Origin of the sequence: Celeribacter ethanolicus (genome assembly GCF_001550095.1) — a bacterium.
GTDB classification, from domain to species: Bacteria; Pseudomonadota; Alphaproteobacteria; order Rhodobacterales; family Rhodobacteraceae; genus Celeribacter; species Celeribacter ethanolicus.
In genome coordinates this window covers 152,293-173,607 of sequence record NZ_LRUC01000020.1, presented here as the reverse complement: position 1 = coordinate 173,607, position 21,315 = coordinate 152,293, and the positions used below count along the sequence as shown (strand labels likewise).

The window sequence follows — 21,315 nt, the reverse complement described above, 5'->3', positions numbered from 1 at the left end:
ATGCGCCATTTTTTGAGCAGGGGTTCGCCGGGTCGATTGCGAAGATTTTGTGTCCCCGCTTGCCAGAAGCCCTATCCCTTGGCACCATCGGACTCAGGAGCCATTCCAGAGTCGGAGACAATATTTGGGCCTGAGCGCGTTGACACCCCCGAAATCGCAGGACGCAGTCCACGAAACGCTTCTCGAATTCCACGACAACAGGTTGTTGATTGACCTGTGTGGAGAGTTCGACCGGAACCTCGCTCAAATTGAACACAAGCTCGAAGTCCAGATCGTCCGACGCGGCAATATGTTGTCCGTCATGGGCACCGGCAGCGCCCGGGGCCGCGCTTCTGCGGTGTTGCAGGATCTCTACGGCAAGCTCGAAGCCGGTCGCGAGATCGAGCCGGGCGACATCGACGGCATGATCCGCATGGGGGAGGCTGAGAGCGACAAGGGATTGCCGGGCGATCAGATGGAGATGTTCCGCGGCGGCGATGTCGAGATCAAGACCCGCAAGAAGCTGGTGGAACCGCGCACGGCGGCGCAGAAGGACTATGTCACCAACCTGTTCAAACACGAGTTGGCCTTTGGCATCGGTCCGGCGGGGACCGGCAAGACCTATCTCGCCGTGGCCGTGGGTGTGAACATGTTGATCAACGGCCACGTCGACCGGATCATCCTGTCGCGACCTGCGGTTGAGGCGGGGGAGCGTCTCGGCTTTCTGCCCGGCACGCAGGACGAGAAGGTCGATCCCTATATGCAGCCGCTCTACGACGCGCTGAACGACTTCATCCCGGCCAAGCAAGTGCAGAAGATGCGCGAGGAAAAGACCATCGAGATCGCGCCGCTGGCCTTCATGCGCGGGCGGACTCTGTCGCGCGCGTTCGTGGTTCTGGATGAGGCGCAGAACGCCACCACCATGCAGATGAAAATGTTCCTGACCCGCTTGGGTGAAGGCTCGCGCATGGTGATCACCGGCGACCGCTCGCAGGTCGACTTGCCACGGGGGGTGCAATCCGGTCTCCGGGATGCGGAGCGCATTCTCGCGGGCCTGCCAAACATCTCGTTCAACTACTTCACCTCGAAAGACGTGGTGCGCCACCCGCTTGTCGCCGCGATCATCGAAGCGTATGAGGCCGACGAAGCGCAGTAACGCAAGTCGGAGGGCCCCGTGGCCGTAGAGGTGATCTTTGAGGACGACCGCTGGGACGAGGCGGGGCTTGAGGTCTTGGTGGAAGCCGCCGAGGCCGCAACGCTTGCGCATCTCGGGTTGGATGCGGAGCTTTGCGAAGGGTCCGTGTTGGCCTGTGACGATGCGCGCATCAAGGTCCTGAACGCGGATTTCCGGGAAAAGGACAAGGCGACGAACGTCCTGTCCTGGCCCGCCGAAGAACGTGCGGCACCCGGTGAACGCCCGCCCCTGCCGGAGCCGGATTTCGACGGGTCCATCGAGCTGGGCGATATCGCGATTGCCTATGAAACCTGTCTGCGCGAGGCAGAGGAGCAGGACAAGACATTCGCCAACCACGTCACCCATTTGCTCGTTCATGGTCTGTTACATCTGTTGGGTTATGATCACATAACCGACAGGGACGCGGAAATTATGGAAGCGACCGAGGTCGAAATACTTGCAACCATGGGGGTCAAGGACCCATATTAGGCGAACGGTCGAAAAGACCAGTTCAGATTGTTCATATTGGAAAGGACGCATGGGCGACACCGAGCCTGGGTCTTCTACGGCAGCGCAGAGCGCGCCGATCGACCCCATAAGCAGACCGCAGAGCGACACGCGCCGCATCGTGCGCAAATCCTCTGGCTGGTTCGACCGCATGAAGGCGGCATTTACCGCCAAAACTTCCGACACGACAGCCTTGGCCGGGGCGAACTCTTCCGTGGTTCCGCCTCAGCCCGTGCAGCGCCCCGGCATGGTTAACCTGCGCCGGATGCGGGTCGATGACGTGGCGATCCCGAAAGCGGAGATCGTCGCCGTGCCTCTGGACATCAAGAAAGAGGATCTGGTGGAGGTGTTCCGCGAAAGCGGGATGACCCGATTGCCGGTCTACAAGGGCACGCTGGACACGCCTGTCGGGCTTGTGCACCTCAAGGATTTCGCCCTCACCCATGGCTTCAACGGCAAGGGGGAGCGGTTCAACCTGCGCAAGATGCTGCGCCCGCTGCTCTATGCGCCGCCGTCGATGCCGATCGGGGTACTGCTGCAAAAGATGCAGACGGAGCGGATGCATATGGCGCTGGTGATCGACGAATACGGCGGCGTGGACGGGCTTGTGACGCTCGAAGACCTTGTCGAGCAGGTGATCGGGGAGATCGAGGACGAGCACGATGTCGACGACGATGCGTTCTGGACCCAGTCCGCGCCGGGCGTGTTCATCGCCCAGGCCAAGGCCCCGCTCGACGAGTTCGAGGCGGCCATCGGCATGCGTCTGACCGACGAAGAGGAAGAAGAAGAGATCGACACTCTGGGCGGTCTGGTCTTCCTGCTCTCCGGTCGGGTCCCCGCGCGCGGCGAGGTGATCCCGCATCCGTCGGGGGCCGAGTTCGAGATCGTCGATGCCGATCCGCGCCGGATCAAACGCATTCGTGTGCGCCTGCCCTCCGCCGTGAAACCGAAAGTCGAGGCCTGATGCGCCTGCCAAGGCTGCGGCATGTTCTGACCCCGCCCCGGGCCTTCGCGCTCGGGGCGGGCTTTCTGATCGCTGCCGGTCAGGCGCCTCTTGGGTTCTGGCCGGTGGCGGTCGCTGGGCTTGTGATGTCGGCCATCGCCTGGCGCATGGCGCTGACGCCCGGTCAGGCCGCCCTGCGCGGCTGGCTTGTGGGGTTTTCCACCTTCCTCATATCGCTCAACTGGATCGTGAATCCCTTCCTTGTCGAGCCGATGCGTGACGGATGGATGATCCCGTTTGCGCTGTTCCTCATGGCGGGGGGGCTGGCGCTGTTCTGGGCCCTGGCCTTCTTCCTCGCGAAAATACTCAAGACCGGCCTGCCGGGCCTCGCAGGTTTCTGGGGTGCGGCGGAGCTCGCGCGCGGGCATATCTTCACTGGCTTTCCATGGGCCATGCCCGGCTATATCTGGCTCGACACTCCGCTGGCGCAGCTTGCTGCTTTCATTGGGCCTTACGGACTCACGGCGCTGAGTTTTGCGCTTGCCGCTCTCTTGGCCCATGCCGTTTTACAACGCTCTTGGCGGATTGGCGCTGTGGCCGCCGTGCTTTTTGCCGCCGCCTTTATGGTCGGCTGGCAACGCCAATCCGCGCCCCTGCCACCGGACCGCGATCACGCCATTCGCGTGGTGCAACCCAACGCACCGCAACATCTCAAATGGGACCCGGAGTATGTCGGCCAGTTCTACCGCCGCGCGCTCTCCGTCACGCCGCCCGAGGGCGCCGATCTGGTGATCTGGCCGGAAACCTCCGTGGCAGCCCCTCTCTATGCCGCCGGGCCGGAGTTGTTCGAGGTCGCCCAAACGGCAGCTCCCGCGCGCGCCGTGGTCGGGCTCAACCGGGTGGACGGGATGCAGGGGTACAACACGGCGGTTCTGCTCGACGAAAAGGGCCAGGTCGCCGATCTCTACGACAAGCATCATCTTGTGCCTTTCGGTGAATACATGCCTCTGCCGTGGCTGCTGGAGCGGATCGGTTTGCGGGCGTTCACGGCGCAGAACGGCTATGGCTACTCCGCGGGTCCCGGACCGCATCTCATGGATATGGGGGCGCTTGGGTCTGCTCTTCCGCTGATCTGTTACGAGGCGATTTTTCCGCGTGATCTACGCACCGAAACGCGCCCCGACTGGCTGTTGCAGATGACCAACGATGCGTGGTTCGGCACCTTTTCCGGCCCGCAACAGGCGCTGGCGCAGGCACGGTTCCGGGCGATTGAGACCGGCCTGCCGATGGTGCGCGCCGCGAATACCGGTATTTCCGCGCTGATCGACGCGCGCGGCCGGGTTCGGGCGGCGATTCCGTTGGGCACGTCGGGGGCGTTTACCGCCGATCTGCCCGGTGCCCTTCCCGAGACCGTTTATGTTCGGTTCGAGGAAGGTCCCGTTTGGGGGTTGTTAACCCTTCTGGTGTTAAGTGGCGGCATCGGTACAGCTCTGAGGCGCGGCAGAAAAACAGATTGACCCTCCCCGGGGCGAGTTATATCGCATTTTAATCAAAGGCCCGCACAACGGCTTCCTGACGTGCGGGAATCATAACCCAATGGAGCACGACCCCCATGTCCCGCAAAGATTACGTCTTCACTTCGGAATCGGTTTCCGAAGGCCACCCCGATAAGGTCTGCGACCGCATTTCCGATGCCGTCCTCGATGCGTTCATCGCCGAGGAGCCGGAAGCGCGTGTCGCCTGCGAAACCTTCGCGACCACCAACCGTGTGGTGATCGGCGGTGAGGTCGGGCTGTCGGACAAGGATAAGCTACACGCCTATATGGACAAGGTCGACGGCATCGTGCGCGACTGCGTGCGCGACATCGGCTACGAGCAGGACAAGTTCCACTGGCAGACACTCGAGGTGCAGAACTATCTGCACGAACAATCCGCGCATATCGCGCAGGGCGTCGACGCGGCGGGGGACAAGGACGAGGGCGCGGGCGATCAGGGCATCATGTTCGGCTTTGCGACCAATGAGACCGAGGCGCTGATGCCCGCGCCGATCCAGTATTCCCACGCGATGCTGCGCCGTCTGGCCGAAGTGCGCAAGAATGGCACGGAACCGGCGCTCGGCCCCGATGCCAAGGCTCAGATTTCGGTGCGCTACCGCGATGGCAAACCCGTCGAAGTGACCTCTCTGGTGCTCTCGACCCAGCACCTCGACGAGGCTCTGAATTCCGCCGATGTACGCGCCATTGTCGCGCCCTATATCGAAGAGGTGCTGCCCGAGGGGTGGCTCACCGCCAATACCATCTGGCACGTCAATCCGACGGGAAAATTCGTGATCGGCGGTCCCGATGGCGATGCGGGCCTGACCGGGCGCAAGATCATCGTGGACACTTATGGCGGTGCCGCGCCGCATGGTGGCGGTGCGTTTTCCGGCAAAGATCCGACCAAGGTCGACCGGTCTGCCGCTTATGCCGCACGCTATCTGGCGAAGAACGTCGTCGCGGCGGGGCTTGCGGAAAAATGCACCATCCAGTTGTCTTATGCTATCGGTGTGGCGGAGCCGCTGTCGATCTATGCCGATCTGCATGACACGGGCAGGGTCGATGCCGCCCGTATTGAGGCCGTTCTGGCCGATGCCGACACGCTCGGATTCCGCCTGACCCCGCGCGGCATTCGCACCCGGCTTCAGCTCAACAAACCGATCTATCAGCGCACCGCGGCCTATGGCCATTTCGGGCGTGCGCCGGAAGCGGATGGCGGGTTCAGCTGGGAACGCACCGATCTGGCCGAGGTTCTGGTGAAAGCCGTCTGATGCCGCTGCGCGTCGTCACCGGCTCGATCACCGATCTGGACGTGGACGCCGTGGTCAACGCGGCCAATTCCACGCTTCTGGGCGGCGGCGGTGTCGATGGCGCGATCCACCGTGCGGCGGGGCCGGGGCTTCTGGCGGAATGTCGGGGGCTGGGCGGTTGCCTGCCGGGGCAAGCCAAGCTGACGGGCGGTTACGATCTCAAGGCGCGTTCTGTAATCCACACGGTCGGTCCCGTCTGGCGCGGCGGCGATCGGGGGGAGGACGCGGTGCTTGCATCCTGTTACCGTGAAGCCATGCGGATCGCGCTGGCGCGTGGGCTTCGGTCCATCGCATTCCCTGCAATCTCGACCGGGATTTACGGCTTTCCGAAAACCCGTGCAGCCCGGATCGCGGCGCGCACGATCCGCGATGAATTGAAAGCTGGGGAGGAAATGGAGGTGCTGCTCTGCGCCTTTTCCGCCCCGGATGCCGCGATTTTGCAGGCGGCTTTGGATGATTTGAGCGAGGAAAACTGACATGCCCAAGACGGACACCTCCGGGCTCACGCAACTTGGTGGTGCGACGGCGCTTCCGACCCGTCCGGAAGAGGCGGTGCTCGAACGCGTGCCGCACACCCATGAGGGCGAGCGCTATGTGGCGCGTTTTACCGCGCCGGAATTCACCTCGCTTTGCCCGATGACCGGTCAGCCGGATTTCGGCTATCTGATGATCGACTACATCCCGCGCAAATGGCTGGTGGAGAGCAAATCGCTCAAGCTGTTTCTGGGATCGTTCCGCAATCACGGCGCGTTTCACGAGGATTGTTCGGTCTATATCGGCAAGCGTCTGGCCGAGCTGCTCGATCCGGAATGGTTGCGCATCGGGGCCTATTGGTATCCGCGCGGCGGCATTCCGATTGACGTCTTCTGGGCCACCGGGCCGGAGCCCAGGGATATTTGGATCCCCGAACAGGGCGTGCCGCCCTATCGCGGGCGGGTCTGATTTTTCGTGCCGGGTATGCATGACGAGTTGGGTAAAGTTTGCCTGCCAAAGAGAATGAGGCGATTTTCATGGGTGGGCTGAGCTTTCCGCCTCCAGACACCTTTTTGTTTGCCGAAGAGAACGGGGACCAAATTGGGATTTGTCGGCTGGTTTTTAGTATGTTTTGAGGTGGAATTTGGTGCATGTGAACAAAGAAACGATGCAAAATCCCGCCGATATTGCCGATATTTCAGCACTCGTCGCGGCGGATGTCGGGCTGAGCTTTCTCGATCATTGGCTCCCTAGAGAGGACTATTACCTGCGCTCACCACCGGGGACCCAGTATGGGTGGGGAGATGCGCATCCGGCCCTCGTGCCCTTGATGACGGAATATGGTGACCGCTTCGCGACACATGGCGGCGAGGCTCTTTGGCTTTTGTTGCATTGCAATGCGTTCTTTCGTGATGCGGGCGTCGGCGCGCATGCGAAAGATGATCGCGGATTGTCCTCCGATCTTGACGAAACGAAACGCGCAATGGCGATTTTGACCCGTTTGTGGCAGGTGTCTGAAACCGAGGAAGCGGATGCTATGACGACAGTTTTGCATCTGGGGATTGTGGAGCCTTGTGTGTCTGGCGACATTCCTGAGGTGTTCATGCCCTATCTCGTGCAGTTTGAGGCGCGATTCGGCGCGCTGGCCCCGACCTTGTTGGCAACTTATGCCGGGCAGCTGCGCAAGCCCCTTTCGCAGGGCGTCCCCGTCGTGCCTTTGCTCTGCGATCTTTACGCCTGGGCCTCAGCCTATCCGCTTGATCGCTATCCGGCGCTTGCGGGAGAGGTGGCGCGCCGGGCGACGGATATGGTTATGCGAAACGTCCCCCAGGAGGCGTCCGATCGCGTTCTTAAAATCCTATGGTCATATGGGGCGGCAAACGGGCTGAACGCGCAACAGGAACTGCGTTGGGGCCTCGCAAAGCGATGCCCGTTGTGTCTGAGGAATGTGACGGTGCTGGTGTCAGCGATCCTCAAATCCGAATTTGTCATTTGGTTTGAAAACCTCCCGCTATGGCGCAAAGCCCTCATCTTCGGGGGGGCTGGGATCACAATTTTGGCGATGCTGACCCGCGTAGTTGCGCAGTAGTCCTTGCTCGTCGCGGCACGATTTGGCAAAAGCCCCGCCGTAACACGCGGGGTTTTCCATGTCTGACGATCAACAGCACCAATCGGGGGCGCCTTGGCGCAACTTCTATGGCCGTATTCATGGCAAGACGTTGAACAAGGCGCAGGTGGACTATCTCGATGAAGACCTGCCGGATCTCGCGCCCGGTGGAGTGTCCTGGGAGGAAAACCCGGAGCGCGTTAAGATCGACATGGCCAAGCGCTTTGCGGGCAAGCCGGTTTGGGTCGAGATCGGTTTCGGCGGCGGAGAGCACTTGGTGCACATGGCGCGGAGCTATCCGGATGTCTACATCATCGGCTGTGAGCCGTTCGTGAACGGCGTCGCGATGTGTCTTGGCAAAATGCGCCGGGAGGGGCCGTTCGACAATATCGCGATCCATGCGGGCGATGCGCGCGATCTGTTCGACGTGCTGCCGGACGGCTCCATCGAGAAGGCGTTTCTCAACTACCCCGATCCCTGGCCGAAAAAGCGCCACCATCGCCGCCGGTTCGTGACCGACGAACATCTCGACCCGCTGCACCGTGTGCTGAAGGACGGGGCGGAATTCCGGGTGGCGACCGACATTCCCGATTATGTGCGCCAGACCATGGAAGAAGTGCCGCGCGCCGGGTTCGAATGGTTGGCCGAAGGGCCGGAAGATTGGCGCAAACCGTGGTCGGACTGGATTTCGACGCGCTATGAGCAAAAGGCGATCCGCGAAGGCCGCACGCCGCATTATATGACCTTCAAAAAAGTCTGAGTATTTCGGCTGCCATGAAGACAGCCGATAGACCGTCTGTCCGGCTTGCGGTATCAGGTCGGCGAGGAATGTGAGGAGAGCGACCCATGTCCAGCCACGGCACCCCGATCCCGATGACCGCCCGCAAGAACGGCCCCCTGAAAGGCACGGCCTTGGTGCCGGGGGACAAGTCGATTTCCCACCGCGCGCTGATTTTCGGTGCGATGGCCGTGGGGGAGACCAAGATCACCGGGCTTCTGGAGGGCGAGGATGTGCTCGACACCGCGAAAGCCATGCAGGCGCTCGGTGCCGAGGTGGTGCGCGAAGGGGCGGGCGAATGGACCGTGCATGGTGTGGGTGTCGGCGGATTTACCGAGCCTGAGGACGTGATCGACTGCGGCAACTCGGGAACGGGTGTGCGGCTCATCATGGGCTGTGTCGCGACCTATGATTTTTGTACGACCTTTACCGGCGACGGCTCGCTGCGCAAACGTCCGATGGCGCGGGTGACCGATCCTTTGGCGCTGTTCGGGGCGCAATCGGTGGGACGCTCGGGCGGCCGGTTGCCTTTGACGCTGGTGGGGGCCTCCGATCCGGTGCCGGTCGAATATCAGACGCCGGTGCCTTCGGCGCAGGTAAAATCCGCGGTGCTTCTGGCCGGGCTGAACGCGCCGGGCAAGACGGTGGTCATCGAGAAAGAGGCGACACGCGATCACACGGAGCGGATGCTTGTTGGGTTCGGGGCGGAGCTGACGACGGAGAAAACGCCGGAAGGCTATAACAAGATCACGCTGACCGGACGGCCCGAATTGAGGCCGCAGGAGGTTGCCGTGCCGCGCGACCCGTCTTCGGCGGCCTTCCCGGTTTGTGCCGCGCTGATCGTGCCCGGCTCCGAGGTCTTCGTGCCCGGCGTCAGCCAGAATCCGACCCGCAACGGGTTGTTCATCACGCTCAAGGAGATGGGTGCCGACATCACGTTTGAGAACGAGCGCGAAGAGGGCGGCGAGCCGGTGGCGGATCTGCGGGTCAAATATTCCAAACTCAAAGGCATTGAAGTTCCGGCAGAGCGCGCCGCTTCGATGATCGACGAATACCCGATCCTCTCCGCCGTGGCCGCCTATGCCGAGGGTACGACCACCATGCGCGGCGTCAAGGAATTGCGGGTTAAGGAAAGCGACCGGATCGACGCCATGGCGCGCGGGCTTGAGGCCTGTGGCGTGGCTATTGAGGAAGATCAGGATACGCTGATCGTGCATGGGCTTGGCCCGAATGGGGTCAAGGGGGGGGCGATCTGTGCGACTCATCTCGATCACCGCATCGCCATGTCTTTCCTGATCCTCGGCATGGCGTCGCAAGAGGCGGTGAGCGTGGACGATGGCGGGCCGATTGCGACGTCTTTCCCGGTGTTTGAGAAACTCATGACTGGTCTCGGCGCGCATGTGGTGCGGGGCAACTGATCTCTTGACCTTGGCGGCGCCTGGGTGCAGCGTGGGGACCCCTCGGGAAAGGACAGACCATGAGTTTTTGCATCGCCATTGATGGCCCCGCCGCTGCCGGGAAAGGCACGATTTCCAAAGCCGTCGCGGCGCATTTCGGATTTGCGCATCTGGATACCGGGTTGTTGTACCGGGCGGTGGGGGCGAAGACCTTTGAGGGGCTGTCGCCCATTGAGGCGGCAGAGGGGCTGGCAGCAGAGGATCTGTCCCGCGACGACCTGCGCTCCGGCGATGCGGGGCAGGCGGCCTCGCGGGTTGCGGCCATTCCCGAAGTGCGCAGCGCTCTGGTGGATTTCCAACAGGCCTTTGCGCGGCGCGAAGGTGGGGCGGTTCTCGATGGGCGTGACATCGGCACGGTGATCTGCCCGGATGCGGAGGTCAAACTCTATGTCACCGCCTCCGATGAGGTGCGGGCCGAGCGGCGTCAGAAAGAGCTGACTGGAAAAGGCGAAGACGTGAGCGTTGAAGAGGTGCTGGCCGATCTGCGCGAGCGCGACGAGCGCGATGCGGCACGCGCCACAGCGCCTTTGAAGCCCGCCGAAGACGCGACGGTGATCGACACCACAGAGATGAGCATCGAGGAGGCAGTCGCCAAGGTGATTGCCCTCATTGAGGCGCGCCGGGGATGACGGCGAAGCTCGTCCTCCACCTGCCCGAACACGAGCAGGCGCTTCTGGAGGCGGGCAAGATGTCGACGCTTTATCCGCGGATCAAGCGCATGGTCGAGCGGCGGGGCGGCGTGGTCGAGATCGCGCCGCGGTTTCCGCCGACCGAACCGGATGGCAATCTTCATATCGTCGACAATGCGCGCCAGCCGCATCCCGATACGTTGATTTCGGTGCTGGCCTATTTGGATCGCTGCTGGCATCTCGACCCGAAAGGCGTGTTGGCGGACAGTTCTATTGCGGATCGTTTTTTTGATCCTGCGCGGGTCGATGCGGAAGAGGCCGAGGCCTATGTCGGCGATCTGCGCGCCCGGTTTTCCGATCCGCGTCACTCACGCTATCATCAGAAGAAACAGGTAGAAGAGATCGACCCGGAAGGCATCGTGATCTTCCTGCAAGGCCCGCCGCCCTATCGACGGGGCCATGCCTATATGGGCCGCGATAAGATGATCCGGGCCGTGCTCGACGGCGCGGGCGGGCGTCCGGTCTATATCAAGCCGCATCCGCTGCGCAAGGACGAGGGGCTCAAAGTCATCCGTGCCTTCGAGGCGGAGGGCTATGCGCCGATCAAGACCAATGCCAATGTGCATGACCTGTTGCGGCAGGCGGCGGTGACGGTGTCGGCCAATTCCGCTGCCTCAATCGAAGGGTTTCTGCATGGCACGCCGACGGTGCTCTTTGCCCGCGCCGATTTCGATCAGGCCGCCGAAGTGGTGAAGGCCTCGGAGGATTTCCCGGCGGCGCTTGAGCGCGCGGTGTCGCAGCCGCAGGATTACACGAAATTCCTCTACTGGTATTTCTCGCAATGCCTCTGGCTCGACGATCCGGCGTTCGAGGCCAGGGTCTTGGAGCGCTTTGCCGAGATCGGATTTCCGCCCGGGCGCCTCGGGTTGGGCAATCCCTGAGCCATCTTACGCGCAGTGCCGCTCAAGGGGGTGAGCGTTGCCGCAGAGGACTTGGGGTGAAATCCATTATAATCAGTCGGTTGCGTAAAGGATCAGGTGGCTGTGCCGAATTTCGGGCGCTTGTCGTGACCCGATCCCTCCCCATATCCCGAAGCGAACACACATATCTGCAAGGATGTTTCCAATGTTTCTCGATAAGCTGAACTGGCGCTATGCCACCAAGAAGATGGACCCTTCAAAACCGGTTCCCGAGGCTAAGGTGGCACAAATCTTGGAGGCCATTCGCATGGCTCCGACCTCATCCGGGCTTCAACCCTTCCATCTCTTCGTAATCCGTAACCCGGAGTTGAAATCCAAACTCAAGGCGGCGGCCAATGCCAAGGACCTTGTGACAGACAGTTCACATCTTTTGGTTTTTGCGGCGTATGACACCTACACAGCAGCGCGGATCGACGAGGTTGTGGCGCGTCACGCGGCGGAGCGTCCGGGCACCGAAGCGGCGCTCGACACCTATTATAGTAATCTTAAGGCAGCTTATTTGCCGCGTGATGCCCAGGTGAATTTCGAACATGCCGCACGTCAGGCCTATATCGCGCTTGGTTTTGCTCTGGCCGCGGCTGCCGAGCTTGAAGTTGACAGCACGCCGATGGAAGGGTTCGACGCGGCGAGGTTCGACGATATCCTGGGGCTGGCTGACAAGGGGTTGAAATCTGTGGTGGCTTTGGCACTCGGGACCCGTGCGGCGGAAGGCGACTGGCTCGCCCCGCTCAAGAAAGTCCGCAAACCGGCCTATGATCTGGTGACCGATCTGAATTGAACAGGCCGGAGGAGTTCTCTGTGCTGAAATGCAAAAAACGATCGGGACGGTCGAAATTTTTCGCTCGTCCCGTTCTTTTTTGAACAGCGTTGTGCAAATTTGACTTGCCCCCGTTCACGGCTCTGGTGCAGCGTCGCGCAGCCGTGCGATCGTCGCGGTTCACCCGGTCGACATGAGGATGGAGAGGCTCGTGATTCCGTATATTCAGGTGTTGTATCGTTCCTTGGCGTGTCATGAGGATTTCCACCCGTCGGACCTCGATATTTTGCGCCGTTCCATAAAATTCAATGCAGCGCACGGGATCACCGGGCTTTTGTTGCGGATCGACGAGCAGTTCTTTCAGGTGCTGCACGGCCCCGAGGCCGAGGTTGACGCGCTTGTGGCGCGGATTGCGGTCGATCCGAGGCATAAGTACATGGAGGTGCTGTTGCGCGAAGAGGCTCCGGTCGAGACGCCCTTCGGCAACTGGTCGATGGCCTACGATGCTTTGATGGGGTTCGAACAGAACCTCGGGCTGGAAGACGACGGTCATTACCCGGAAATCACGCCCGTGCGGGCCCACGACCTGATCGCGCTTTTCGCCAAGACGTCAACCAGCGTCGACGCTTACGGCTCCGCCTTCCCCTATTCGCGCTTCCCTGGGGAAGAGGACGGGGCGTATCTGGAGCGGCTCGACGGGTTGGCTTGAGAGCGATAGACTGAGAGTTGTTTCGTTTGAAAAGTCTTTGTCATGTCACAAATTGAACCTATCTCCCCTTGGACGAACGATCTTCTCGGATATGAAAAACTCGGGGAGACCTTCACCCGGTTGATTCAGACGGTGGATGACAGCAAGGTGATCTCCATCGAGGCAGGGTTTGGTCACGGCAAGACCTTTTTCCGCAAAGCTTGGGCCGAGCATCTGCGTCAATCCGGCGAGGTCGTGGTCGAGGTTGATGCGCAACGCTCGGATCATTCCGGCGATCCTGTGGTGACTTTTCTTGGGGCTTTGCTTGCGCTCTTGCCGGAAGAAGAGAAGAACAAGGTTCAGAAAATAGGCGTAATCGGGAAGAAATACGGCGGTGTCGCGGTGCGGACCGTGGCCAAGGCGGTGCTCAAGGCCGGGGCCGATGAGGCGATTGATGCCATTTCCGGCCAACTCGGAGAGGTGTTCGAAGGACAAGAGGCCTTGCAAAGCATGGCCGACAGCGTCGGTGAGGAAATGTCCAAAACCGCCGCGCAGATGATCGCCACGCAACTGGCCGCAGAAAAGGCAATTCAAAAGGAACTCCCCGCGCAGCTCGACGCCCTCAAAGACGAGTTGACCAAGGGCAAGGATACGGATCGGGTGATCATCCTGATCGACGAGTTGGACCGGTGTCACCCGGAATATGCCATCGCGCTGTTGGAGGCGATGAAACATGTGTTCGACAGGCCCGGCTATGTGTTCTGCCTGATGGTGAATGCGGATTACCTAGAGAAAGTCGCGCAGCATCGGTTCGGCGCGCATGGTGAGGGGGAGCGCTATCTCGACAAATTCGTCGATCTGCGGCTGGCGTTGAAGGCGACGGCGCAAAGAAAAGCGGAAGCGGCTTGGCAGTTGGTTATGAAAAGACTGGAAATAGGTACGCCTTATGGCGACGATCCAGCCTTTTCTGTGCAGGCCGCTGCGGAGCTTGTGGGTAAAATCGTAAAGGCTAGCAGCTTGTCCTTTAGGCAAATCGAACGTGTGTTAGATCGGGTTGAAGTGGCGCTCAGATGTTATGTTGATATGCCTTTGGATCGTTCGTTGTTGGTGTGGATGGCCTTTAAAGAGGCGGGCTGCGTTGTTCAGGAAGAGTGGTTGCCCCGCATTGCACTGACACCTGAAATTGCTGAAAAGTTTTTAAACGTTGATCGTTGGGAAAATCGGGAAAAAGCGCAGAAGCAAGAGTACGAACGGGATCAGTTTGTTCAAAAGCAATGTGCGCCTTTACTTCGATTGGACGACAGTGCCTATAGATTGCCACCACCTGAAGGTGGCGGCGAGTACTTCGGCTGGGCTAAAGTTCTGAAAGGTCTCGGCCCCCACTACATCCCAGATCACGAAAACGTCCTTAGCCATGCTCACGCTCTCATGGCCGATTAACCCGATTTCCCTTGCTTTTCACGGGATTCGCGCCTATACGCGCGCCAGTCTATGAGGCCATCAGACGTCATCAAGGCAATGCGGGCAGGGTCGAAGAACAGCTTCGGCCCTGATTTGTGTTTTTCTCGCAGTGCCTTCTGAGCGTTGGTTCCATAGGCAATCTGAAATCAAGACCGGTGGAGACAACCACCCGGCCCGCATAAACGTTTGAAAAGGAATCTAGAGACCACATGGCTCAGAACGTATCTATGGAGGATTTCGAAGCCCTCCTGAATGAAAGCTTCGAAATCGACACCCCGGCTGAAGGCTCGGTTGTCAAAGGCAAAGTGATCGCCATCGAGGCAGGTCAAGCCATCATCGACGTCGGCTACAAAATGGAAGGCCGCGTTGATCTGAAAGAATTCTCCAACCCGGGCGAAGCACCCTCCGTGGCCGTTGGCGACGAAGTCGAAGTGTTCCTCGACCGCGTTGAAAACGCCCGTGGCGAAGCCGTCATCTCCCGCGACAAAGCCCGTCGCGAAGAAGCCTGGGATCGTCTGGAAAAAGCCTACGCTTCCGAAGAGCGCGTCGAAGGCGCCATCTTTGGCCGTGTCAAAGGCGGTTTCACCGTCGATCTCGGCGGCGCAGTTGCCTTCCTTCCGGGCTCCCAAGTCGACGTCCGTCCGGTGCGCGACGCTGGCCCGCTCATGGGTCTCAAGCAGCCGTTCCAGATCCTCAAGATGGACCGTCGTCGTGGCAACATCGTTGTTTCCCGTCGTGCGATCCTCGAAGAGTCCCGTGCGGAACAGCGCGCTGAAGTCATCGGCAACCTCACCGAAGGTCAGACCGTTGACGGTGTCGTCAAGAACATCACCGAATACGGGGCCTTCGTGGACCTCGGCGGTGTCGACGGCCTGCTGCACGTCACCGACATGGCATGGCGTCGCGTGAACCACCCGTCCGAGATCCTCTCCATCGGCGAGACGATCAAGGTTCAGGTGATCAAGATCAACAAAGACACCCACCGTATCTCCCTCGGCATGAAACAGCTTCAGGCCGATCCGTGGGATTCCGTTGAATCGAAATACCCGCTCGAATCCGTGCACACCGGTCGCGTGACCAACATCACCGACTACGGCGCTTTCGTGGAACTCGAGCCGGGCGTCGAAGGTCTGGTTCACGTTTCCGAAATGTCCTGGACCAAGAAAAACGTCCACCCGGGCAAAATCGTTTCCACCTCGCAGGAAGTGGAAGTCATGGTGCTCGAGATCGACAGCGCGAAACGTCGTGTGTCCCTCGGCCTCAAACAAACCATGCGCAACCCGTGGGAGCTCTTTGCCGAGACTCACCCGGAAGGCACTGTGGTCGAAGGCGAAGTCAAGAACATTACCGAATTCGGTCTGTTCGTCGGTCTGCCGGGCGACATCGACGGCATGGTTCACCTGTCCGATCTGTCCTGGGAAGAGCGTGGCGAGGATGCCATCCAGAACTACCGCAAGGGCGACATGGTCAAGGCCGTGGTCACCGAGGTCGACGTCGAGAAAGAGCGTATCTCCCTCTCGATCAAAGCCCTCGACGACAGCTTCTCCGGTGCGGTTGAAGGCGTGAAACGCGGCTCCATCATCACCGTGACCGTCACCGCGATCGAAGACGGCGGCATCGAAGTGGAATATGAAGGTGCGAAATCCTTCATCCGCCGCTCCGACCTGTCCCGTGACCGTGCCGAACAGCGCCCCGAGCGCTTCCAGGTCGGCGATCACGTCGATGTGCGCGTGACCAACGTGGATCAGAAAACCCGTCGCCTGGGTCTGTCGATCAAAGCCCGCGAGATCGCCGAAGAGAAAGAAGCCGTCGAACAGTACGGTTCCTCCGACTCGGGTGCGTCGCTGGGCGACATTCTCGGTGCAGCGCTCAAGGGCGGCGACGAGTGATCGCAGAGTGCGACCGGAATTGTGGAAAGGCCCCTTCGGGGGCCTTTTCTTTTGCCTGGACCGCAACCTGTCCTTTTCGACAGGTCACCGTGCGGGGTTGATTCGAATCGCTTTGGGGAATGCCGCATCGCAGCGCTAACATCCGGGTTCCGGCTTGTGCAAAATGCAATGCCTTGAGGGATTTTTAGGCCAAATCTCAGCACATTACCGGCAAAAAACAGCCCGTGAGAGCGGAACAGACGCTTCCCCGAATACATATCCCGTCCTATAGTCTCTCCATGGTCATGCCGGGGTGCTGGGCGCCTTGGCCAAGGGCTGAATGCGATACCAGAACGTCACAAGAAACGCGTCATCCAGGGGGAGACTTCATGATCCGGTCCGAGCTGATCCAGAAGATCGCAGACGAAAATCCGCATTTGTACCAGCGAGATGTCGAGCGGATCGTGAACACGATCTTCGAAGAAATCATCGAAGCTATGGCGCGCGGCGACCGGGTGGAGCTGCGCGGATTTGGGGCCTTTTCTGTCAAGAAGCGGGATGCCAGAATGGGGCGTAACCCGCGCACCGGCGACAGCGTTCCCGTCGAGGAAAAGCATGTGCCCTTCTTCAAGACCGGCAAGCTGCTGCGCGACCGTCTGAACGAAGAATAAGGCCGATTTAAAATGCGATATATCCGTTACGCTTTCCTCGGAGCACTTGCCGTGGTGCTTGTAACCATGGCTTTGGCCAATCGGGATGTCGTAACGCTCTATCTGTTGCCGGGAGAGCTTGCGACGCTCTCCGGCATTTCGCTTTCCATCCAACTGCCGCTGTTCGCGGTGATCTTTGGTGCGATTCTTGCGGGGCTGTTGATCGGCTTCGTCTGGGAGTGGATGCGCGAATACAAACACCGCTCTGCCGCCTCGACGCATAAGCGCGAGAAGGAACAGTTGGCCCGCGAGGTCGACAAGCTGAAGGTCGACAAGGCGAAGAAGGAGGGCGACGAGGTGCTTGCCCTTCTGGAGCGCTGATTAGCGACAGACATATGGACACACGCGTAAAAATCTGCGGGCTGAAGACGCCCGAGGCGGTGGAGACGGCTGTTGAGGCCGGGGCGCATTATCTGGGCTTTGTCTTCTTCCCGAAATCGCCGCGCCATCTGGAGATTCCGCAGGCCCGCGATCTGGCGCTTGAAGTGCCGGTCGGTGTGGCCAAGGTGGCGCTTGTGGTGAATGCGACGGATGAGGAGCTTGACCGGATCACCGGTGAGGTGCCGCTCGACATGTTGCAGCTTCATGGCAAGGAAAGCCGGGAGCGGGTGACGGAAATCCGGGCGCGCTACGGTTTGCCGGTGATGAAGGCCGTGGGTGTGGCCGAGCCCTCCGATGTGCAGGCGCTCGACGCTTATGGCATGGTCTGCGATCAGTTGCTGGTGGATGCAAAGGCGCCGAAAGGCGCCGATCTGCCGGGGGGAAACGGTCTCGCGTTCGACTGGCGACTGATTTCCAAACGCGGCTGGAACCGGCCCTGGATGCTGGCGGGCGGGCTGACGCCGGAGAACGTGGTTCTGGCCATTCAGATGACCGGTGCGAAGCAGGTGGATGTGTCCTCGGGCGTGGAAAGCGCGCCGGGCGTGAAGGAACCCGCGAAAATCCGCGCCTTCATTGAGGCGATCCGCGCCGCCTGACGGGCTTTTTCGAGTATTTCGACAGCAAAGGAAACGGGCGCGCTTTACGGTGCGTGGCCCCTGCGCTACATCCATGGGCGATCCGCAAGGGAGCATCGCGATGAACGATCTTTACAACAGTTTCATGAGTGGCCCGGACGAGAAGGGGCGCTTTGGCATTTATGGCGGACGTTTCGTGTCCGAGACGCTGATGCCGCTGATCCTCGCCCTCGAGGAAGAGTATAACAGGGCCAAGGACGATCCTGAATTCTGGGACGAGATGCGCGATCTCTGGAAGCATTATGTCGGCCGTCCGAGCCCGCTCTATTTCGCGGAGAAGATGACCGAGGAGCTGGGCGGCGCGAAGATTTACCTCAAGCGCGAGGAGCTCAACCACACCGGCGCGCATAAGATCAACAACGTGCTGGGGCAGATCCTGCTCGCACGCCGTATGGGCAAGACCCGGATCATCGCTGAAACCGGTGCGGGTCAGCACGGGGTTGCGACGGCGACGGTCTGCGCCAAGTTCGGGCTTGAGTGCATCGTCTATATGGGCGCCACCGACGTGGAGCGGCAAAAGCCGAACGTGTTCCGGATGCACCTTCTGGGCGCCAAGGTCGTTCCGGTGAAATCCGGGCGCGGGACGCTCAAGGATGCGATGAACGATGCGCTGCGCGACTGGGTGACCAATGTGCGCGACACGTTCTATTGCATCGGCACGGTGGCGGGCCCGCACCCGTACCCGGCGATGGTGCGTGATTTTCAGGCGATCATCGGGCAGGAAACCCGCTGGCAGTTGGCAGAACAAGAGGGCGAAGGTCGGCTTCCCGACACGCTCGTCGCGGCTGTGGGCGGGGGCTCGAATGCGATGGGGCTGTTCCATCCGTTCCTTGATGACGAGAGCGTGGGCATCATCGGCGTTGAGGCCGGCGGCCATGGCGTCGACGACCGGATGGAGCATTGCGCCTCTCTGACCGGCGGGCGTCCGGGCGTTTTGCACGGCAACCGCACCTATCTTTTGCAGGACGAAGACGGGCAGATCCTTGAGGGGCATTCGATCTCGGCGGGTCTCGACTATCCGGGGATCGGGCCGGAGCACTCGTGGCTGCACGATACGGGGCGGGCGCAATATGTCTCGATCACCGACAAGGAGGCGCTCGAGGCGTTCCAGTTCTGTTGCCGGACCGAAGGCATCATCCCGGCGCTCGAATCGAGCCATGCGGTGGCGCATGTGATGAAGATCGCAGGCGATTTGCCGAAGGATCATATCATCGTCGTGAACCTCTCGGGCCGTGGCGACAAGGACATCTTCACCGTGGCACGTCATCTCGGCGCGGATCTCGCGGGCGATGAAGGGCGCGACGCGGAGTAAGCGACACGACCGTTTTTCAGGAAAAGCCGTCCTTCGGGGCGGCTTTTTTCGTGCAAAACCTCTTTAAACCAGAGTTTATGTTTGGTTGCCAAAGGTTTAGGGACATCTGCGTAAACCCGGGTAAACCTCACGCCAATGGCCGCAGGACCGTGATGCTGGCAAATCGGGGATCGAGGCCACAGTGGCCCGATACATTTGATTTGTTCAGAAGTTCAGGAAAGGACAGGAATATGCGTAAGGTTCTCATGATGTCGGCGTTGGTCACCGGGCTCGGTACGACGGTTGCCGTGGCGCAACCCACCACGGAAGAGATCGTCGCGATGTATCCGGGCGCGACCCGGATCGAGATCGACCGCGGGTTTCGCTATACCGAGGTCGAGGTCTATATGGACGGCAAGGAAATTGACCTGCGGATCGAGAATGCCAGCGGGGAGGTCGTGGCGCAGAGCGAGAAGGCTCTGAGCGACGAGGAATGGCGCGACGAGGTCAGGGACGATGATCGCAGCGAAACGGTAGACGGTGTCGAGGTCGAGAACGATGACGAGCGCGATGACGATGATCGTTATGACGATGACGACCGTGACGACGACCGTGACGACGACCGGGATGATGATCGCGACGACGATGATGATGACGATGACCGCGATGACGATCATGACGACGATGAGGACGATGACCGCGACGATGATTGATCGGTTGCAGGTATGACAGCAGAGGTCTGTCCCATGGTGGGGCAGGCCGTCTCTATGGTAAGCAAGGGGCGAGGACAGGAAAGGACATCATGCACCGCAGGCTTTTCATCACCGGACTTGTCACGAGTTTTCTGGCCACGAGTTTTCTGACCGCCTCGCCCGCCCTGGCGCAGGGGGCGAGCGTGATTGATCAGGTGGTCGTCCAGCTCAAGGCCCAGGGCTATACCAAGATCAGCATGGGGCGGACGCTTCTGGGGCGGACCCGGATCGTGGCGGTAAACGATACGATGCGGCGAGAGATCATCGTGAACCCCGCGACGGGGGAAATCCTCCGTGATTACTGGGAGATCGAGGAGGAGGACGATGATCGGGACAGTGACCGCGGCGGTCGTGAACGTGGTGAAACGAGTCGGGACGATGATCGGGACGACGATGATGGCGACGACGACGATGACGATGATCGGGACGACGACGACGATGACCGCGATGACGACAGCGGCGACGATGACGATGACGACGATGATGACTGAGGGCAGGATCCGGTGAAAGACAGTGCTCTCCTTGCCATTATCCTCATGGTGCAGAGCCTCTGTGCCGTGTTTTTCGTGTTCGATATTGTCGCATCAGTCCTCGGCCTGCGCGCGCGTCCCATCTCCTGGCAAATACGCGAGGTCATCGAACTGGGCGCCGCGCTTGGCCTGATCCTGGGCGTGATCATGGGCGGGCTGGCGCTTCGTCGTTCGATGGTGCGGCGGAACCTGGCCGAAGGTAAGCTGCGCCGGGCGGCTTCGGCCTTTGCCGATGTGCTGGAAGAACGCTTTTCCGCATGGGGGCTGACGCCTGCCGAACGCGAGGTGGCGCTTTTCCTGATCAAGGGCTTTCCCATCGCGGAGATCGCCCGGCTGCGCGAAACCTCCGAAGGGACCGTCAAGGCGCAAACCAATGCGGTCTATCGCAAGGCGGGGGTCAATGGCGCTTCGCAGCTTTTGAGCCTGTTTCTCGACGATCTGATGGAGGATCGTTTTCTGCCAGAAGCGGCGGAGCAAGTGGCCTGAGTTAGCCGTCAAGCGCGTGCTGTTCGAGTATCGCAAGTGGCACGATGTCGAGCGCGCGCAGATGTGTTGCACTCAGCGAGACTTTGGGCGCACAGCCTTCATCATGGGCCTGAAGAAACCGGCTGGCGCAGAGGCACCACTGGTCGCCCGGTTTCAGTCCGACAAAGCCGTATTCGGGTCGGGGCGTCGAAAGATCGTTACCGACATATTTCGAATAGGCCAGAAATTCCGCCGTCATCACCGCGCAGACCGTGTGGCTGCCGTGATCCTCGGCACAGGTGTTGCAGGCGCCGTCGCGGAAATAGCCGGTGAGCGGGGAGGTGGAGCAGGGGCTGAGAACCTCGCCCAAAACATTGAGAGCAGGCGCTTTTTCCATGTCGTTCT

General features: G+C 60.6%; 24 protein-coding genes and 1 riboswitch. Of the genes, 23 read left to right on the top strand and 1 reads right to left on the bottom strand.

The window, feature by feature from the left end; all coding sequences use genetic code 11:
- Positions 1 to 124 precede the first annotated feature (124 nt).
- From NH195_RS10215 to NH195_RS10105, 23 genes are all read left to right on the top strand, one after another.
- Entirely contained in the window at positions 125 to 1,135 is a 1,011-nt protein-coding gene (locus NH195_RS10215) for a PhoH family protein (RefSeq protein WP_066706296.1), read from the top strand.
- Between the two features lie 18 nt (positions 1,136 to 1,153).
- Positions 1,154 to 1,642, top strand: coding sequence for an rRNA maturation RNase YbeY (ybeY, locus tag NH195_RS10210; RefSeq protein ID WP_066706293.1), 489 nt, complete (start codon positions 1,154 to 1,156; stop codon positions 1,640 to 1,642).
- Positions 1,643 to 1,691: 49 nt separating this feature from the next.
- Positions 1,692 to 2,624, top strand: a complete 933-nt coding sequence (locus NH195_RS10205; RefSeq protein WP_066706289.1) for a hemolysin family protein — start codon at positions 1,692 to 1,694, stop codon at positions 2,622 to 2,624.
- On the top strand, positions 2,624 to 4,120 hold the full coding sequence (gene lnt / locus NH195_RS10200; protein WP_155846136.1) for an apolipoprotein N-acyltransferase: 1,497 nt from the start codon (positions 2,624 to 2,626) through the stop codon (positions 4,118 to 4,120). Before NH195_RS10205 ends, lnt begins: the two co-directional genes overlap by 1 nt.
- Before the next feature lie 36 nt (positions 4,121 to 4,156).
- Positions 4,157 to 4,207, top strand: a riboswitch (SAM-SAH riboswitch).
- A gap of 8 nt (positions 4,208 to 4,215) precedes the next feature.
- Positions 4,216 to 5,409 (top strand): methionine adenosyltransferase, encoded by a 1,194-nt coding sequence (gene metK / locus NH195_RS10195; RefSeq protein ID WP_066706283.1) that lies wholly within the window; start codon positions 4,216 to 4,218, stop codon positions 5,407 to 5,409.
- Complete coding sequence (locus NH195_RS10190; RefSeq protein ID WP_066706279.1) at positions 5,409 to 5,924, top strand: O-acetyl-ADP-ribose deacetylase; 516 nt, start codon at positions 5,409 to 5,411, stop codon at positions 5,922 to 5,924. Before metK ends, NH195_RS10190 begins: the two co-directional genes overlap by 1 nt.
- Position 5,925: 1 nt before the next feature.
- The gene (queF, locus tag NH195_RS10185; protein ID WP_066706276.1) at positions 5,926 to 6,390 is read left to right on the top strand and encodes a preQ(1) synthase; all 465 of its coding nucleotides are present in this window, start codon (positions 5,926 to 5,928) and stop codon (positions 6,388 to 6,390) included.
- Between the two features lie 358 nt (positions 6,391 to 6,748).
- The gene (locus tag NH195_RS10180) at positions 6,749 to 7,510 is read left to right on the top strand and encodes a hypothetical protein (RefSeq protein WP_162265864.1); all 762 of its coding nucleotides are present in this window, start codon (positions 6,749 to 6,751) and stop codon (positions 7,508 to 7,510) included.
- 58 nt (positions 7,511 to 7,568) lie between these two features.
- The gene (gene trmB / locus NH195_RS10175; RefSeq protein WP_066706268.1) at positions 7,569 to 8,288 is read left to right on the top strand and encodes a tRNA (guanosine(46)-N7)-methyltransferase TrmB; all 720 of its coding nucleotides are present in this window, start codon (positions 7,569 to 7,571) and stop codon (positions 8,286 to 8,288) included.
- 86 nt (positions 8,289 to 8,374) lie between these two features.
- Entirely contained in the window at positions 8,375 to 9,724 is a 1,350-nt protein-coding gene (gene aroA, locus NH195_RS10170) for a 3-phosphoshikimate 1-carboxyvinyltransferase (RefSeq protein ID WP_066706265.1), read from the top strand.
- A 59-nt stretch (positions 9,725 to 9,783) separates the two neighbouring features.
- Positions 9,784 to 10,392: a (d)CMP kinase gene (locus tag NH195_RS10165; protein WP_066706262.1), complete on the top strand. Its 609-nt coding sequence runs from the start codon at positions 9,784 to 9,786 to the stop codon at positions 10,390 to 10,392.
- On the top strand, positions 10,389 to 11,333 hold the full coding sequence (locus NH195_RS10160; RefSeq protein ID WP_066706260.1) for a hypothetical protein: 945 nt from the start codon (positions 10,389 to 10,391) through the stop codon (positions 11,331 to 11,333). Before NH195_RS10165 ends, NH195_RS10160 begins: the two co-directional genes overlap by 4 nt.
- Before the next feature lie 184 nt (positions 11,334 to 11,517).
- Entirely contained in the window at positions 11,518 to 12,150 is a 633-nt protein-coding gene (locus tag NH195_RS10155; RefSeq protein ID WP_066706258.1) for a nitroreductase family protein, read from the top strand.
- A gap of 190 nt (positions 12,151 to 12,340) precedes the next feature.
- A complete protein-coding gene (locus NH195_RS10150) occupies positions 12,341 to 12,838 on the top strand; it encodes a BLUF domain-containing protein (RefSeq protein WP_162265863.1) in 498 nt (165 codons plus the stop codon).
- A gap of 42 nt (positions 12,839 to 12,880) precedes the next feature.
- A complete protein-coding gene (locus NH195_RS10145; RefSeq protein ID WP_066706254.1) occupies positions 12,881 to 14,257 on the top strand; it encodes a KAP family P-loop NTPase fold protein in 1,377 nt (458 codons plus the stop codon).
- Positions 14,258 to 14,487: 230 nt separating this feature from the next.
- On the top strand, positions 14,488 to 16,167 hold the full coding sequence (gene rpsA, locus NH195_RS10140; RefSeq protein WP_081423869.1) for a 30S ribosomal protein S1: 1,680 nt from the start codon (positions 14,488 to 14,490) through the stop codon (positions 16,165 to 16,167).
- A gap of 368 nt (positions 16,168 to 16,535) precedes the next feature.
- Positions 16,536 to 16,817, top strand: a complete 282-nt coding sequence (ihfB, locus tag NH195_RS10135; RefSeq protein ID WP_066706248.1) for an integration host factor subunit beta — start codon at positions 16,536 to 16,538, stop codon at positions 16,815 to 16,817.
- Between the two features lie 12 nt (positions 16,818 to 16,829).
- Entirely contained in the window at positions 16,830 to 17,177 is a 348-nt protein-coding gene (locus NH195_RS10130) for a LapA family protein (protein WP_066706246.1), read from the top strand.
- A gap of 14 nt (positions 17,178 to 17,191) precedes the next feature.
- Positions 17,192 to 17,833: a phosphoribosylanthranilate isomerase gene (locus tag NH195_RS10125; protein WP_066706244.1), complete on the top strand. Its 642-nt coding sequence runs from the start codon at positions 17,192 to 17,194 to the stop codon at positions 17,831 to 17,833.
- A 100-nt stretch (positions 17,834 to 17,933) separates the two neighbouring features.
- A complete protein-coding gene (gene trpB, locus NH195_RS10120) occupies positions 17,934 to 19,184 on the top strand; it encodes a tryptophan synthase subunit beta (protein ID WP_066706243.1) in 1,251 nt (416 codons plus the stop codon).
- Between the two features lie 230 nt (positions 19,185 to 19,414).
- A complete protein-coding gene (locus tag NH195_RS21170) occupies positions 19,415 to 19,876 on the top strand; it encodes a hypothetical protein (protein ID WP_066706235.1) in 462 nt (153 codons plus the stop codon).
- 89 nt (positions 19,877 to 19,965) lie between these two features.
- Complete coding sequence (locus tag NH195_RS10110) at positions 19,966 to 20,406, top strand: hypothetical protein (RefSeq protein ID WP_066706234.1); 441 nt, start codon at positions 19,966 to 19,968, stop codon at positions 20,404 to 20,406.
- A 12-nt stretch (positions 20,407 to 20,418) separates the two neighbouring features.
- The gene (locus NH195_RS10105) at positions 20,419 to 20,931 is read left to right on the top strand and encodes a helix-turn-helix transcriptional regulator (RefSeq protein ID WP_066706232.1); all 513 of its coding nucleotides are present in this window, start codon (positions 20,419 to 20,421) and stop codon (positions 20,929 to 20,931) included.
- Between the two features lies 1 nt (position 20,932).
- Here NH195_RS10105 and NH195_RS10100 read toward each other — a convergent pair whose 3' ends face one another.
- Positions 20,933 to 21,307 carry a DUF2237 family protein gene (locus NH195_RS10100; protein WP_066706230.1) on the bottom strand — a complete coding sequence of 125 codons (375 nt, stop codon included), beginning with the start codon at positions 21,305 to 21,307 and terminating at the stop codon, positions 20,933 to 20,935.
- Positions 21,308 to 21,315: the final 8 nt, after the last annotated feature.